13 protein-coding genes are annotated in these 16,179 nt (G+C 35.1%); 7 read left to right on the top strand and 6 right to left on the bottom strand.

Translation table 11 applies throughout. From position 1 onward, the window contains the following. Window positions 1–75: 75 nt before the first annotated feature. Genes AACY93_RS09925 through panC form a run of 3 tightly spaced genes read right to left on the bottom strand, consistent with a single transcriptional unit; the run spans window position 76 to window position 2,278 of the window. Window positions 76–1,062, bottom strand: a complete 987-nt coding sequence (locus AACY93_RS09925; RefSeq protein WP_286852954.1) for a lysylphosphatidylglycerol synthase transmembrane domain-containing protein — start codon at window positions 1,060–1,062, stop codon at window positions 76–78. Window positions 1,063–1,065: 3 nt separating this feature from the next. Then, window positions 1,066–1,416, bottom strand: coding sequence for an aspartate 1-decarboxylase (panD, locus tag AACY93_RS09920; RefSeq protein ID WP_007646951.1), 351 nt, complete (start codon window positions 1,414–1,416; stop codon window positions 1,066–1,068). 13 nt (window positions 1,417–1,429) lie between these two features. Then, the gene (gene panC, locus AACY93_RS09915) at window positions 1,430–2,278 is read right to left on the bottom strand and encodes a pantoate--beta-alanine ligase (protein ID WP_286852955.1); all 849 of its coding nucleotides are present in this window, start codon (window positions 2,276–2,278) and stop codon (window positions 1,430–1,432) included. A gap of 108 nt (window positions 2,279–2,386) precedes the next feature. Between panC and AACY93_RS09910 the strand changes: the two genes are divergently transcribed. The 3 genes from AACY93_RS09910 to glmS are packed head-to-tail and all read left to right on the top strand — an operon-like array spanning window position 2,387 to window position 6,694. Then, window positions 2,387–3,196 (top strand): glycogen/starch synthase, encoded by an 810-nt coding sequence (locus AACY93_RS09910; protein ID WP_040491188.1) that lies wholly within the window; start codon window positions 2,387–2,389, stop codon window positions 3,194–3,196. A 25-nt stretch (window positions 3,197–3,221) separates the two neighbouring features. Next, a complete protein-coding gene (locus AACY93_RS09905; protein ID WP_286852956.1) occupies window positions 3,222–4,841 on the top strand; it encodes a DUF4270 domain-containing protein in 1,620 nt (539 codons plus the stop codon). Between the two features lie 5 nt (window positions 4,842–4,846). After that, a complete protein-coding gene (gene glmS / locus AACY93_RS09900; protein ID WP_286852957.1) occupies window positions 4,847–6,694 on the top strand; it encodes a glutamine--fructose-6-phosphate transaminase (isomerizing) in 1,848 nt (615 codons plus the stop codon). A 1-nt stretch (window position 6,695) separates the two neighbouring features. Here the strand turns inward: glmS and AACY93_RS09895 are convergent, their stop codons facing one another. Genes AACY93_RS09895 through AACY93_RS09885 form a run of 3 tightly spaced genes read right to left on the bottom strand, consistent with a single transcriptional unit; the run spans window position 6,696 to window position 9,550 of the window. Beyond that, a complete protein-coding gene (locus AACY93_RS09895) occupies window positions 6,696–8,084 on the bottom strand; it encodes a sulfotransferase domain-containing protein (RefSeq protein WP_286852958.1) in 1,389 nt (462 codons plus the stop codon). Then, window positions 8,084–8,227, bottom strand: a complete 144-nt coding sequence (locus AACY93_RS09890) for a hypothetical protein (protein WP_007646962.1) — start codon at window positions 8,225–8,227, stop codon at window positions 8,084–8,086. Before AACY93_RS09890 ends, AACY93_RS09895 begins: the two co-directional genes overlap by 1 nt. Before the next feature lie 6 nt (window positions 8,228–8,233). Beyond that, a complete protein-coding gene (locus tag AACY93_RS09885; protein WP_286852959.1) occupies window positions 8,234–9,550 on the bottom strand; it encodes an arylsulfotransferase family protein in 1,317 nt (438 codons plus the stop codon). Between the two features lie 254 nt (window positions 9,551–9,804). On the opposite strand from AACY93_RS09885, the gene AACY93_RS09880 reads away from it, so the two are divergent. From AACY93_RS09880 to AACY93_RS09865, 4 genes are all read left to right on the top strand, one after another. Next, complete coding sequence (locus AACY93_RS09880) at window positions 9,805–12,549, top strand: TonB-dependent receptor (RefSeq protein WP_286852960.1); 2,745 nt, start codon at window positions 9,805–9,807, stop codon at window positions 12,547–12,549. A gap of 11 nt (window positions 12,550–12,560) precedes the next feature. After that, the gene (locus tag AACY93_RS09875) at window positions 12,561–14,063 is read left to right on the top strand and encodes a G-D-S-L family lipolytic protein (protein ID WP_286852961.1); all 1,503 of its coding nucleotides are present in this window, start codon (window positions 12,561–12,563) and stop codon (window positions 14,061–14,063) included. A gap of 180 nt (window positions 14,064–14,243) precedes the next feature. Further along, window positions 14,244–15,752, top strand: coding sequence for a F0F1 ATP synthase subunit beta (atpD, locus tag AACY93_RS09870; RefSeq protein WP_007646966.1), 1,509 nt, complete (start codon window positions 14,244–14,246; stop codon window positions 15,750–15,752). Window positions 15,753–15,830: 78 nt separating this feature from the next. Then, on the top strand, window positions 15,831–16,124 hold the full coding sequence (locus AACY93_RS09865; protein ID WP_007646967.1) for a F0F1 ATP synthase subunit epsilon: 294 nt from the start codon (window positions 15,831–15,833) through the stop codon (window positions 16,122–16,124). Window positions 16,125–16,179: the final 55 nt, after the last annotated feature.

The raw sequence follows: 16,179 nt of genomic DNA, 5'->3' as shown, positions 1-16,179 counted from the left end.
AAGACTTTATGAGGATTTTTTAGAAATCCTCACTAAAGATAATAAATTACCTATAAGATTTAAAATATTAATCCTTTAAACTTCATCTTTGTTTGGGCTACTTTTCAATACTCTATTCTTATTGAAAACAGGCAATAACATGAGAGACAACCCGCCTCCTAAAACAAGAAGTAATGTTTGGGATGTCCAAACAATCCAGCCAAAAGCAATGCTTGGTGCTTCTGGAATGGCAAAAAGCGAAAATACTGCATAAACTGCAATTGGATAAGAGCCAATGCCTCCATTGGTTGCAGCTATGCTAAAACTGGCAGAAATAAAACCTATTAAAATAGCACCAAATGGTATGTTATTTAACTCTGTTAATGCAAAGGATGTGGTATAAAACATGGCAATGTACATGACCCAAATAAAAATGGTATGGCCAATAAAAGCCCATTTCCTTTTCATTTTAAAAATACTTAGAACACCTTCCAAAAGTCCAATAACAAAGGTTTTAATTTTTAAGGCAATTCCAGTGGTACTGGATTTTATAAATTTAACTCCTACAAAAAACAGAACTAGTAAACCAAACAAGCCAATGCCCAGATGCAAGGGATTGAATTTTTGAACAAAAAACTGGTAAATAAAATCGAATTGGATAAATAGTGTTATGATGATGATCAATAACATCACCAATAAATCTGCCACACGTTCTGCCACAATGGTCCCAAAACCTTTTTCAAAAGGCACAGCTTCATAGGTCGTTAAAACTGAAGCCCTGGCGACTTCTCCAGCCCTAGGTATGGTGTAATTTATTAAATAGGCAGCAAAAACAGCCATCACACTATTCCCCAAACTTATTTTATAACCCAAAGGCTCTAAAAGATATTGCCATCTATAGGCTCTGGACAAATGACTTAACAAACCACAAAACATGCCTAAAAATATCCAACTGTAATTGGCACTTTTAAAATAGGTCAAGAGTTCGTTTAAAGGTACCTTAGATAAAGAATACCATATTAAAAAAACTCCCAACAGAATTGGGAGTAGGATTTTTATGTATTTCTTTATTGATGGACTCAATTCTTATATCAATTTATTGGTAGCCTCGTCTGGAAATACCAAAGAAGGCTTAAACACTTTGGCTTGCTCTATATCCATAAATGCATAAGTAATTAAGATTAGCGTATCTCCTACAGCCACTTTCCTGGCAGCTGCTCCGTTTAGGGTAATTTCCCCGCTGTTTCTAGGTCCAGGAATAACATAGGTTTCCAAACGTTCTCCGTTATCGTTATTTACAATCTGAACTTTTTCTCCCTGAATAATATTGGCTGCATCCATTAAATCTTCATCGATAGTAATACTACCAATGTAATTCAGGTCTGCACCTGTACATTTTACTCTGTGGATTTTAGATTTTACAACTTGTATTTGCATGTGGCAAAGGTAATTAATTTAGTGCGATATTATCAATTAATCTGATATCGTCTGCAAAAACCGCAATAAACGCACGATATGTTTTTTTCTTGGATTTTCTCTTTACGGGCTTTAAAGTCTGGTCGTCTGCAATTATAAAATACTCCAAGTTTAATAACTTATGATTGGCAAACTCCTTCTCAACCCATTCTTTCACTGTATTAGCACTTTTTGTGCCAAACTTTTTTTTGGCAGTTTTTAAGGTTTTATAAATAAATGGTGCTGCTTTTTTATAATCTTCTTTTAAGCGTGTGTTTCTGGAACTCATGGCCAAGCCGTCAGGTTCTCTATAAATATCACAGCCAATAATGGTCACTGGAATGTGGTGTTTTTCCACCAGTTTTTTAATGATCATTAATTGTTGATAATCTTTTTTGCCAAAATAGGCATTGTCAGGAGTAATAATTTCAAACAGCCGTTTTACTATGGTGCCAACACCATTAAAATGACCGGTTCTAAACTTACCTTCCATTTCAAATTCCAAGCCATCAAACGAAAAATGCTCAGCTTTGGCATCTCCATCGTAAATATCCTGTATGCTAGGAGCATAAACAATTAAATTCTCTCTAAAAGCTGTCAATAATTTGGTATCTGCTTCAAGGGTTCTGGGATATTTTTCTAAATCATCTTCATTATCAAATTGCGTAGGGTTTACAAAAATACTTACCACTACAACATCATTGTTATTAAAGGCTTCCTGGACCAAGGACAGGTGTCCTTGATGCAAAGCCCCCATGGTAGGAACAAAACCAACGGACAAATCTTTGGCTTTTATTTGCTGTATGGCTTTTTGAATTTGAGTTTTTTCAGTAAAAATCTTCACCTTTAATAAAATATTAACGCGTGCAAACTTAATATTTTACAATGAATCTGCATAAATTTTTGTACTTTTGCGTGTTTTTTATTCTGAATTACCAAAAGCAATAAGTTTATGAAAGATAAGAGGATATTGTATGTATCATCTGAAGTAGTGCCGTATTTACCAGAAACTGAAATTTCTTCTATGTCCTTTGAAGCACCAAGAATGGTGAATCAACAAGGTGGGCAAATTCGAATTTTCATGCCTAGATATGGAAACATTAATGAAAGAAGACACCAATTGCACGAGGTAATTAGACTCTCTGGGATTAATTTGGTTATCAATGATCTGGACATGCCTTTAATTATTAAAGTGGCTTCCATTCCCAAGGAACGCATACAGGTATATTTTATTGATAATGACGAATATTTTAAACGAAAAGCCACTTTAACAGATGAAGAAGGTAATTTGTTTCCGGATAATGACGAACGCGCCATTTTCTTTGCCAAAGGGGTTATAGAAACCGTTAAAAAATTAAATTGGTCTCCAGACATTATTCACGTTCATGGTTGGTTGGCAGCCTTATTGCCAATGTACTTAAAACAATACTATAAAGACGAGCCCTTGTTTAACGAAAGTAAAATAGTAACTTCCATATACAATCAAAGCTTTGATGGTACGTTAAATAAAGACATGATCAATAAAGTGAAGTTTGATAACATAGATGACAACTTTATCAAAGAGCTGGAAAAACCAACTTACAACAGTTTAATGAAAATTGCAATCGACCATTCTGATGCTTTGATTATAGGCTCGGAAGAGATTCCAGAAGAATTGAACAAACATTTAAAAGATTCAAAGAAACCTGTATTAGATTTTAAATCAAAAGATGAGTTTGGAGAAGCTTATGTTGAATTTTATAACACACAAGTATTGGGCTAAGGCCAAAATCATCCCATTTTTATTTATGAAAAAATTCATTAAGACCTGTAAGTTTATAGGTGTTTTATCAATCACATCCCTAGCATTTATTGCTTGTCAAAACGATTACAATTCTTTGGAAAGTGACATTGAAGGCATTGAAAATTTCGATACCAATAGCGATAAATTTGCTGTAGTTGCTTACAACAAAAGGGTGAAACCAATACAAACAAATAATTTCCCTTCTAATTTTTTAGGTATTTATACTGATCCTATTTATGGGAATACCACAAATGAAATAATTACGCAGGTAGTACCTACTTCAACAAATTTTGATCCAGATTTTGGTACAGACCCAGAATTTACACACGCATATTTAACCATACCTTATTATTCAAAAGAAGTAGAATCTACAACTGAGGAACCTGCTTACAATATAGATTCTTTGTATGGAAATAAACCCATTAAATTATCCATTTACAGATCTAATTATTTTTTAAGGGATTACGATCCTGCTGCTGAAGATGCAGATCCACAAATTTATTATTCCAACAATAATGAATTTGATTCTCCCGGAAATTTAGGGGAGTTGCTATATTTCAATCCAGATTTTGAAGCAAGTGATTCTGAACAGATAATTTATGAAGAAGACGAAAATGGTCAAGACGAAGAGGTAAGTAGAATCCCACCTAGTTTGCGTGTCGAACTTTTAAATCCCAATGATGATTTTTGGGAAACTTTACTATTTGACAAACAAGGCATGCCGGAATTAAGCAATGCCAATAACTTTAAAGATTATTTTAGAGGCCTCTACTTTAAAGTGGAACTTGCAGATGGTGAAATGGAAGGACAGGCTTTCATGCTAAACTTTTTAAGCTCTGCAGCTAGTTTAACCGTTTATTATAACAATTGGGTAGATGGTGAAATTGTTAGAAATAACAAGTTTACAATGAATTTTAGAGGGAACAGAGCTAGCACTATAACCCTAGACCCAATTGCCACCTCTTTATTAAACAACGCCAACAATTCGGCAGATACCACAAACGGTGACACATCACTGTATTTAAAAGGTGGCGAAGGTTCCATTGCGGTTGTTAATTTATTTCAAGACCAAGCAGAATTGGACGAATTTAACCTGCTTTATAAAGATGCCAATGGCAATCCCAGCCGTTTAATAAATGAAGCGAACTTAATCTTTTATGTGGATGATCTTGCTAGTTCCTTATTGATAGACGATGACGATGCAAATAAAAAACAGCAACCTAACCGGGTTATTTTATATGACATTAAAAACAACACGCCTATAGTGGACTATTTTTATGATTTAACCACTAACACAACCAATCCAATAAATTCCAAATTAAATTATTCGTCTATTTTGGAGAGAGATGGTAATGAAAAAGGTGTTAAATACAAAATTAGACTTACAGAACATTTAAACAATATTTTGTTGAGGGATTCCACTAATTTCCAATTAGGTTTGTATATTACCAGTAATATTAATGAAATAAGTAATTCTTATGTCTTAAACGATGGGATTATAGATGGAATTCCTGTAGGTACTGGATTGTCACCAAAAGGAACAATCCTTTATGGTAGCAACGAAAACGTTCCAGAAGACAAAAGAGTGCAATTAGAAATATATTATACCCAACCAGATAATTAAAAACTATGTGTGGAATTGTAGGATATGTAGGTCATAGAAAAGCCTTCCCAATAATTATTGAAGGCCTCAAAAGATTGGAATATAGAGGTTACGATAGTGCCGGAATTGCTTTATATGATGGGACAGACCTTAATGTTTCCAAAACCAAGGGCAAAGTTGCCGATTTAGTACAAAAGGTCAACAATGAAATTTCTACCAGTGGTTCCATTGGCATAGGTCATACACGTTGGGCAACACATGGTGTTCCAAACGATGTGAATGCGCATCCTCACTACTCAAACTCTGGAGACTTGGTCATCATCCACAATGGGATTATAGAAAACTATGAATCTCTTAAAAAAGAGCTTACTAAAAGAGGGTACACCTTTAAATCCGACACAGATACCGAAGTTTTAATCAACCTAATCGAAGATGTCAAGTTAAAAGAAAACGTAAAATTGGGCAAAGCTGTACAGGTTGCACTAAATCAAGTGGTTGGAGCTTATGCCATTGCTGTTTTCGACAAAAACAAACCCGATGAAATTGTTATTGCCAGATTAGGCAGTCCTCTTGCTGTTGGTGTTGGTGAAAACGAATTTTTTATCGCAAGCGATGCCTCTCCATTTATTGAATACACTAAAAATGCCATTTATCTCGAAGATGAAGAAATGGCTATAATTAGAGCTAATAAAGGAATTAAAATCCGAAAAATTAAAGACGATTCGTTGGTAGACCCATATGTTCAGGAATTACAAATGAATCTGGAGCAAATAGAAAAAGGTGGATACGACCACTTTATGCTTAAAGAAATATACGAACAACCTACTGCCATCAAAGACACTTATCGTGGAAGGCTTCTTGTAAAAGAAGGTATTATTAGAATGGCAGGCATTGACGACAATATTGAAAAATTTTTAAATGCCAACAGAATCATTATTGTGGCTTGTGGTACCTCTTGGCATGCAGGTTTGGTTGCCGAGTATATTTTTGAAGATATTGCCAGAATTCCTGTAGAAGTTGAGTATGCCTCAGAATTTAGGTATAGAAACCCAGTTATTACCAACAAAGATGTGGTGATAGCCATCTCTCAATCTGGAGAAACTGCCGATACTTTGGCTGCCATTAAACTAGCCAAAGCAAATGGCGCTTTTGTGTTTGGCGTTTGTAATGTGGTTGGATCTTCTATTGCTAGGGAAACACATGCTGGTGCATATACACATGCAGGTCCTGAAATAGGTGTTGCTTCCACAAAAGCATTTACAACCCAAATTACCCTTTTAACACTAATTGCTTTAAAACTTGCAAAGGTTAAAGGTGAAATTTCCAACTCTGATTACAGATACCATTTACAAGAATTGGAACTGATTCCGGAAAAGGTGGAAAGTGCTTTAAAATCTGAAGAACATATTAAAATGATAGCTGAAAAATATAAGAATGCACGTAATTTCTTATACTTAGGAAGAGGCTATAATTTCCCTGTTGCTTTAGAAGGCGCTTTGAAACTAAAAGAAATATCGTACATCCATGCTGAAGGCTATCCTGCTGCAGAAATGAAACATGGCCCAATTGCTTTAATTGACGAAAACATGCCTGTTGTGGTAATTGCAACAAAAAAAGGACATTACGAAAAAGTGGTTAGCAACATAGAGGAAATTAAAGCAAGACAAGGTAAAATTATTGGTGTTGTTACTGAAGGAGATGTCAACGTGAAAAAATTAGCCGATTATGTTATTGAGGTGCCAGAATCCCTGGAGTCCTTGTCGCCTTTACTCACCACCATTCCTTTACAATTGCTGTCGTACCATATTGCAGTCATGCTAGATAGAAATGTAGATCAACCAAGAAATTTAGCCAAGTCTGTAACTGTAGAGTAGTCTAAAATTTAAGCTTTCTTTCTTTAAGTTTTAAATATATGGCATGCGTTGCTTCCAATAAGTTTGGGTCGCAGGCAGAAGTGTCTATTTGCTTGGTATTGGTAAAAGGTGTTACATTGGAATAATCAAAAGTCATTTTCATTTCCTCTTCAATATATTCCAGGACTTCTTTGGGTTTGTTTAAATAGTCTTCATATTCAATAAGCAGATAATTTTCATCTAAAATATGTATTAAATAGGAATAGTAATTCAACCAAATCGCCAACCAGTAATCCAAGGTGCTTTTATCGTACGGAATCTCTGGAGCTTTTTCACCAAACTTAAATACTTTTTGGTTTTTACCAAACTCATGATGACCCAACCAGTTCAAGTATGTTTGGATAAATTCACTTTCATTTTGAAATTCTGAAAATCGCTGATGCTGGTTCAATAGAGAATAAGCATGTTCTTCTGGCTTTCTGAACAGAAAAATAATTTTAAATGCCTTGTTATAAGAACGCAACGATTCATATCTTAAAATGATGTTGTTGTTTTTTGAGAGATATGTGGAAGTTGCATCTTGACGGATTAAAGATTGGTATTTTAGATAGTTATTATAGACTTCTTCAGTTATGTCGTGTTTTTCCAAGTGGTTTTCAGAAATAAAGCTGTCGTTTAAAAAAACTTTAAAAAAGTATTCCTCTAGAGCCTCTATGGTATTAAAACCAAAAAGCATTTTATCGCCATGTTTACGCTCTTTTAAGGTCACTTTCTTAGGGTTGTACATTTTTCTCCAAAGGTTTGGCGCCAACAGCAATGGCATGTTGGAATAATCCAACGAACTAAAAGCTCCAGCTTTAAAAAGCTGATCTGTTAAACTTGTTGTACCTGCCCTTGCAAGTCCAGATACAATTAAAAACGTGTTTTTATCTTGTATGTTTTTTTCTTTTTTAAACCGTCTATCAAAAGAAAACAACATTTTAGATAGGTTGTAATTATTTAAAATAAGCTTGTGAAACAATATGGAAGCTTCTGTATAGTCTTCTGTTGGTTTTTTCCGTTTAATTAAAAATGGCAAAATACTGCCTAAGGATAGACTAAGTATAAACCAAATGGAACTTAAGTCTAAATCTTGTAGAGTAAGATTGGCTATTAATTTGTATAAATATACAGGAAAGCAAGTTAAAACTATGGTAAGGAACAAAAGGCCCAAGGCAATGCCCAAGGACAGCATCATGGTTTTTAAGGCCTTAATTAATTTTTTTTGTTTTAAGAGTTCATCTTCATTGGACAATACAGCATCAGACAAAGCCAATGTGGACTCTAAAGCTACAAAAAAGTGTTTTCGGAAATAGATAAGTGAGCTGGAAAGAACAATGCCACTAAGACCTATTATTACATAGTAAATCATTAATTTTTACTAAATATTTTTCTAAAAAATCGTTTAATGGGAATCCATAAAACCACTCCAAAGGCAAAAAGCACCAATAATACTATAAAAACTATAATTAAAAGTGTGCCAAGACCAATTCCAGGACCAATGTATAACGTCATAATGTTTTAGTTTAAGGATTGCAACTCATCATCTAAATAGGTTGTTGTCCAATTAGGTAAATAATGATATCCTTCTATATCACTTTTTAGTGTGGTTTTTAAAACCACGCCATATTGATTGATCACCCAAAGGATGCCAGAACCTTGTTCTTCAAAAAACATATCACCATTTGGAAATATTCGATATAAACCTTCGGCTGCTGTAAAAATCTCGTGTTCTATAAAAACATCTTCATATACAGAACTATAGGCATCTTCCTCAAAGTTATAAATAAGTACATTTGAATGGTTTATTTTTCGATTAACCGGATGATTTGTTGGTTTAAATTCAATCACATCATCATAAGTCACTTTTGTTACTACGGAATTATTATTTAAAATGGCAATGGAATTTGGCGTAATAATATCCACATCATGCTGAAATGTAAATGGTCCTTCAAGCACTTTTACCACTTTATTGGTTTTAGGTCTATATTGAATGACCAATGATGGACTTCTGAAGCTTAAAAACAAATCTCCTTCCTTAAAATAAGGTGTGCTTTCCAATACTGGTTGCACATCGTTTAAATGAAACGGATCGTTAACATAAGGGCTTTTGTTAATTAAATAGTCTAAATTGTTTTCTAAAAAAATATCTGTTAGGGATTTGCTGTAAAGAGTTTTTCCAGTATTGACATCTATATTTACAATAACATCGTCTCTAAAATCTGTGACTTGACCATCCAACTCCATTTTCATGGGAACAATTACTCCATTTTCATGTTTCACTGCGGGAATCCACATATTGCCCAAGGAATCCCTGTTCATGGCATGATGAAAAATAAAGTCTTCGTTAAACCATTTTTCTTTGGAGCTTGCATCCATCCTTAAAAGTCCTGGTCTTTCATTACAAGACACTATAATATCAAAATTAGGCATAAGGGTTGCAGGATACAGCCTATCATTTCCATCCACTTTATAGTGTTCCGATAACTTATCAATAGGTACTTTCCACTCATGCTTTAAACTATTATCCTTAAAATTTTTGAGTTCTATATTAAATGCGTCTCCCTGCCTATAAGAATACAAGCCATAGAGGTTGTAATTCAATTTATTGATGTTTAAAGTGTCTTGGTCTTTTGTTTTAATGTAGTAATCTGGGGCTTTAAAAATATAGGTATAGGCTTTTTTCATGTTGGAAACACCTTCTGAGAAAACTTTAATGGGCTGAGTCAATAGTCCCATGGTTTTTTCCCCTAAAGTAACATTTCTTACAATGCCACTCCAAACCATTAACAAAAAGATTAAAATGATACCTAAAGCTATTTTTCTTACTACTTTCATACGTAATTTTCAATTTGTTACATTTAACATGCAAACAAATATAGAATAAAAAATAAATTGAAATCTGCTTATTTAAAAATCATATTCTCAATATTTGTTATTAATAATTAATGATATGTCAAAATCCAGCTCATTTGTTAAAAATATTATGCGCGCATAATTTTAATGAAAAACTTCTTAAAGTTTTCATAATATTATTTATATTGCCTAATAATAATTAACTAAATCAATTAATAATTAACTAAATCTATAAAATGAAATCAATCCTTTCACTTTTATTGTTGTTTTTTTGTGGCATAACATATTCACAAACAACAATTTCTGGGGTAGTCACTGACGAAAACAGTCAGCCAATTCCTGGAGCAAACGTCATTATAGTCGGAACTTCGACTGGAACTTCTACCGATTTTGATGGTAATTTCACTTTAAATGTTAGTCAAGTACCACCATTTACGTTACAAGCAAGTAACATAGGTTTTAGTACAGAGACACAAGAGGTTACTGCAAACAATCAAACAATAAACTTTATTTTAAAAGAAGGAACCTCTTTGGATGAAGTGGTAATTTCAGCATCTAGAACTCCAGAGAGAATTTTTGAGTCTCCTGTTACTGTTGAACGATTTGGCTTAAAAGAAATTAAAAATACAGCATCTGCCGATTTTTATGGTGGTCTAGAAAATTTAAAAGGTGTAGATATTAACACAAACAGTTTAACATTTAACTCTATTAATACTAGAGGTTTTGCTACTTTTTCGAATACGCGTTTTATGCAGTTAGTAGATGGTATGGACAACTCAACACCAGCATTAAATTTTCCAATGGGGAATTTAGTTGGTATGATTGAGACAGATGTAATGAGTGTTGAGTTACTTCCTGGTGCTGCATCTGCTTTATATGGTGCAAATGCCTTTAACGGAATTCTTTTCATGAGAAGTAAAAATCCTTTCGATGTACAGGGAATCAGTGGTTACTACAAACAAGGTATTACCTCTCAAGATGCTGCTGGAGATAACACTTACAGGGATCTTGGACTGAGAATTGCACATAAATTTAGCGATAAATTTGCTGCCAAAGTAAATTTTGGTTGGTTAAAAGGAACCGATTGGGTTGCTAACAACTACCAAGGTAAACCTGGTACAGGAGACACTAGAGCCAGCTTAAATTATGACGGTTACAATATCTATGGAGATGAAGTAGCAACAAATATTAAAGCAGCTTCTGGAGGTCTTGGTATTATTCCAGATGTTGTGGTTAGTAGAACTGGGTATGAAGAAAGTGCCTTAACAGACTACAATGCTGAGAGTGTAAAAGCAGATTGGGGACTTTACTATCGTCCTTGGGCAAACGATTTTGAAATTGCCTATGTGGGTAAAGTTGGAACAGGTTCCACTATTTATCAAGGATCCAATAGATACCATATTGATGGTTTCTTTCAACAACAACACAAAATTGAATTTAGAAACAACAATTTCTTCTTAAGAGGTTATGTGGTTGCAGATAAAGCTGGAGACTCTTATGATATGAACGTAACAGGTATCCAAATAAACAGAGCTTGGAAAAGTGACCAACAGTGGTTTCAAGAATATATAGGTGCATTTGCTGCTGCCACTCTAGGTGGTGCTACAGAAGATCAGGCACATGCTGCTGCAAGAGCTCAAGCAGAATCAGGACGTTTTGAGCCAGGTTCACCTCAATTCAACGCTGCATTACAAAAAAGTATCAATGACCCAGAACTAACTACGGGATCTAAATTCCAGGATGAATCCAAATATTACCATGTAGATGGAAACTACAACTTTAGTCATCTTTGGGATGTGGTAGAAGTTCAGGTTGGTGGTTCTTTTAGAGAATATAACCTAAATTCTTCTGGAACCATTTACACTGATTATGATGGAACCATCCCATATTCTGAATATGGTATTTACACACAATTACAAAAACAATTTGAACTAAACGAAAGTTTAGAATTAAAACTTACAGGTTCTGCGCGTTACGACAAATCGGAGTTTTTTGATGGATTTGTATCTCCCAGAATTTCTGCAGGTTTAACCGTGAATAGAAACCATAACATTAGAGCTTCTGTTCAAACCGGATTTAGAAATCCAACCACACAAGATTTATTTATTGGACTTGATGCTGGGCCTTATGTATTAATAGGTGGTGCTCCTTCAAATTTAGACAGATATTCCAGGGATTATGCAGTTAGTGCTGCTGGACAAATAAGTGGGCAACCAGCTACCATCAATCAAACAGGTAGTGCAGCTTATAACAACTCTTACTCCAGAAACTCTGTTGAAGCTTTTGCAGCTTCAGGAAACCCAGCAGATTTAACAATTAGCAATCCAGATTTGGTAAAACCAGAACAAGTAACCTCTTTTGAAGTTGGTTATAGAGGAAAACTGAACAAAGTAACTGTAGATTTTAGTGTGTACTATAACAAATACCAAGACTTTATCTCCAATGAATACGTTATTGCTCCTTTATATGGAACCGTAGGAGACAATACATCTATTACAGCCGTAGTCAATGGTGATTACCAAGTGTACCAAACCTATACCAATTCTGATGCTGATGTGAATTCTTATGGTGGTTCCATAGGTGTTGGCGTTAAAGTATTCAATGGTTTCGATTTAGATGGTAGCTATACGTATGCTAAAGAAGATTTTGATAGTGCCACCAATCCAGATTTTAGAACAAATTTTAACACACCAGAACATAAAGTGAAGGTGTCTTTTGGACATACAGAAGTAGTTAAGAACTTAGGATTTAACTTAGCTTGGAAATGGAGCGATGCATATTATTGGGAAGCTTCCTTTGGTGATGGAGACATACCTTCTTACCATACCTTGGATGCACAGTTAAACTATACCGTTCCTAAAATAAAATCAACCTTTAAAATAGGAGCTTCCAATGCTTTAGGTGAAGAATACTACACAGCTATTGGTACTGGTAGCATTGGTTCTATTTACTATGCGTCTTGGACAATTAATAACTTATAAAAAATATGAAAATGAAAACAAAATATATATGGTTACTAGCTGTTCTTCTAAGTTTTACAGCGTGTAACAACGATGACGATTCGTCTTCAACAGTTGATAATTTACCTCCTTTAACAGCAGGTGAAGCAGATTTTTCAAATTATGTAGCCGTGGGTGCTTCCTTTTCTGCAGGATTCTCTGATGGCGCTTTATTTATTGCTACACAAGAAAACTCCTTTCCCAATATCATGTCCAAGAAATTCGAGATGTTAGGTGGTGGCAGTTTTTCTCAACCTCTAATGAACGATAATATTGGTGGTTTTGTCATGGGTGGAACAGTTGTGGCTAACCCTAGACTATATTTTGATGGTTCTGGACCTGTTGTGTTGCCGGCAACCCCTACAACTCAAATTACCGATCATTTATCTGGTTCTTTTAATAACTATGGTATTCCAGGCGCTAAAAGTTTCCATCTTGGAATCCCAGGTTACGCTTCCCTAAACCCTTATTTTGGAAGAATGGCTTCAAGTCCAACAGCAACTGTTATTGGAGATGCTGTGGCTCAAAACCCAACGTTTTTTACCTTATCTGAAATTGGTGGAAACGATGTACTATCTTATGCGACTTCCGGTGGAACAGGAGTAGACCAAACAGGAAACTTAAATCCTGCAACCTATGGAGTAAATGACATTACAGACCCTAATGTATTTGCAGCTTCTTTTTCAGCAGCAGTAGATGCCTTAACGGCCAATGGTGCCAAAGGGGTTGTTACGAACGTGCCATATATTACTAGTTTAGCACATTTTACAACGGTTCCTTATAATCCAGTACCTCTTGATGCTGGAACAGCTGCAGTTGTAAACAATGCTTACGCAGCTTATAATGCTGGTGTAGCTCAAGCTTTTGCTTATTTAGTTGGAATAGGAGCTGTATCACAAGCTGATGCAGATGTTGAAATAGCCAAAAGAACCATCATGTTCGAAGCATCAGAATCAAACGCTGTAGTTATTATGGATGAAGATTTAACAGATTTGACAGCGATAAATCCGCAATTAGTTAGCATGAGACAAGCTACAGCCGATGATTTATTAGTGTTACCAGCTTCATCTTTTATTGGTACGGAAGCTGTTCCTGGAAATCCATTAACAGTTAATGGTGTTGCTATTCCTTTAGCAGACAAATGGGTGTTGACCCCAGAAGAGCAACAGGCTATAAAAACAGCTACAGATGCTTATAATGTTACCATAGAATCTGTTGCCAACGCAAACGGTCTTGCCATGGTTGATTTTAAATCTATTTTAATAGAAGCATCCACTACAGGAATTGCTTCAGGAAATTATATCTTAAACACCAGTTTGGTAACAGGAGGTTTGATCAGTTTAGATGGTGTACATTTAACATCCAGAGGTTATGCTGTGATGGCCAATGAAATGATGAGAGCCATAGATGCCACTTATGGTTCTAATTTTGAAGCTTCAGGAAACTTTGTGGATTGTGGAGATTACCCAACAAACTACTCGCCTAGCTTACAATAACATATAAAAAATTCAAAAATTATACGCCTTCTTCTAAGTCATTGGAAGAAGGCGTTTTTAATGAATAAAAAAGGTAAAAAATTTGATGTTATTTTTAAATTAAAACTCCTATATTTGCAGCGCGAAAAACCAGGTGTTTTTCATATTAAAAAATTTAGCAAATAAATAAACATAATAGTAATGTCAAAAGTTACAGGTAAAGTTGCACAAATAGTAGGTCCAGTTATCGATGTAGAATTCGCTGCTGGTGCTGAACTTCCAAAAATTTACGATTCATTAGAAATTACAAGACCTGATGGTTCTATTCTGGTATTAGAAGTACAATCTCACATTGGTGAAGACACTGTACGTACTATTGCCATGGATTCATCTGATGGTTTAAGTAGAGGAACAGAAGTTCAGGCTACTGGAGCACCTATTCAAATGCCTATTGGTGTTGAAGTTTACGGTCGTTTGTTCAACGTAATTGGAGATGCTATTGATGGTCTTGGAAACTTACCAAAAGCTGGAGAAGCTGGTTTACCAATCCATAGACAAGCTCCTAAATTTGAAGATTTATCAACCTCTACCGAAGTGTTGTACACTGGTATTAAGGTTATCGACTTAATTGAGCCTTATGCAAAAGGTGGTAAAATTGGATTATTTGGTGGTGCAGGAGTTGGTAAAACCGTATTGATTCAAGAATTAATTAACAACATTGCTAAAGGTCATGGTGGACTTTCAGTATTTGCTGGAGTAGGTGAAAGAACCCGTGAAGGTAACGATTTATTACGCGAAATGTTGGAATCTGGAATTATCCGTTATGGAAAAGATTTCATGCATTCCATGGAAGAAGGTGGATGGGATTTATCTAAAGTAGATAAAAGCGCTATGAAAGATTCCAAAGCAACTTTCGTTTTCGGACAAATGAACGAACCTCCTGGAGCACGTGCACGTGTGGCACTTTCTGGTTTAACCATTGCTGAATATTTCCGTGATGGTGCTGGAGAAGGTCAAGGAAAAGACGTTCTTTTCTTCGTAGACAATATCTTCCGTTTTACTCAAGCTGGTTCTGAGGTATCTGCATTACTTGGTCGTATGCCATCTGCAGTAGGTTACCAACCAACCTTAGCTACAGAAATGGGAGCCATGCAAGAACGTATTACTTCTACAAAAAGAGGTTCCATTACATCTGTACAGGCCGTTTACGTACCTGCAGATGATTTAACGGATCCTGCACCAGCTACAACTTTTGCCCACTTAGATGCTACAACCGTATTATCACGTAAAATTGCTGAGCTAGGTATTTATCCTGCTGTAGATCCTTTGGACTCTACATCTAGAATCCTTACTGCAGACATTTTAGGAAATGAACATTACGATTGTGCGCAACGTGTAAAAGAGCTATTACAACGCTATAAAGAATTACAGGATATTATTGCCATTCTTGGTATGGAAGAATTATCTGAAGAAGATAAATTAGCTGTATCTAGAGCTAGACGTGTGCAACGTTTCTTGTCGCAGCCATTCCACGTGGCCGAACAATTTACTGGTATCCCAGGAGTTTTAGTAGATATTAAAGAAACCATTAAAGGATTCAACATGATTATGGATGGTGAGTTAGATCACTTACCAGAAGCTGCGTTCAACCTTAAAGGATCTATTGAAGAAGCTATAGAAGCTGGAGAAAAAATGCTTTCAGAAGCTTAATCCAGTTTGGAGTTTAAGTTTTAGAGTTTAATATTGATGCTCCTAACTTATAACTCATAACTCATAACTAAAAGAGACATGTATTTAGAAATTGTATCACCAGAAGCAACCTTATTTAGCAACGAAGTGGACTCTGTAGTAGTGCCTGGAGTCAACGGTGAGTTTGAAATGTTAAAAAATCACGCTCCCATAGTCTCGCTTCTTAAGGAAGGAACCATAAAAATTCATACACATACGCAAAGTCATTTGGTATTTGATGAATTACCAGCTGAAGTACATAAGCATCTTGATGACGATAAGACCTTTCTTTTAAAGATAAAGTCTGGAACCATAGAGATGAAAGATAATAAAGTGATTATACTGGCAGATTAAACCGTATAACCTTTTATATATGAAACTATTATAAACCTTGCTATTTGCAAGGTTT

The sequence above is a fragment of the uncultured Xanthomarina sp. genome, from assembly GCF_963971605.1.
In the GTDB taxonomy this organism is placed as follows: domain Bacteria; phylum Bacteroidota; class Bacteroidia; order Flavobacteriales; family Flavobacteriaceae; genus Xanthomarina; species Xanthomarina gelatinilytica.
This window is presented reverse-complemented; position numbering and strand designations above follow the sequence as displayed.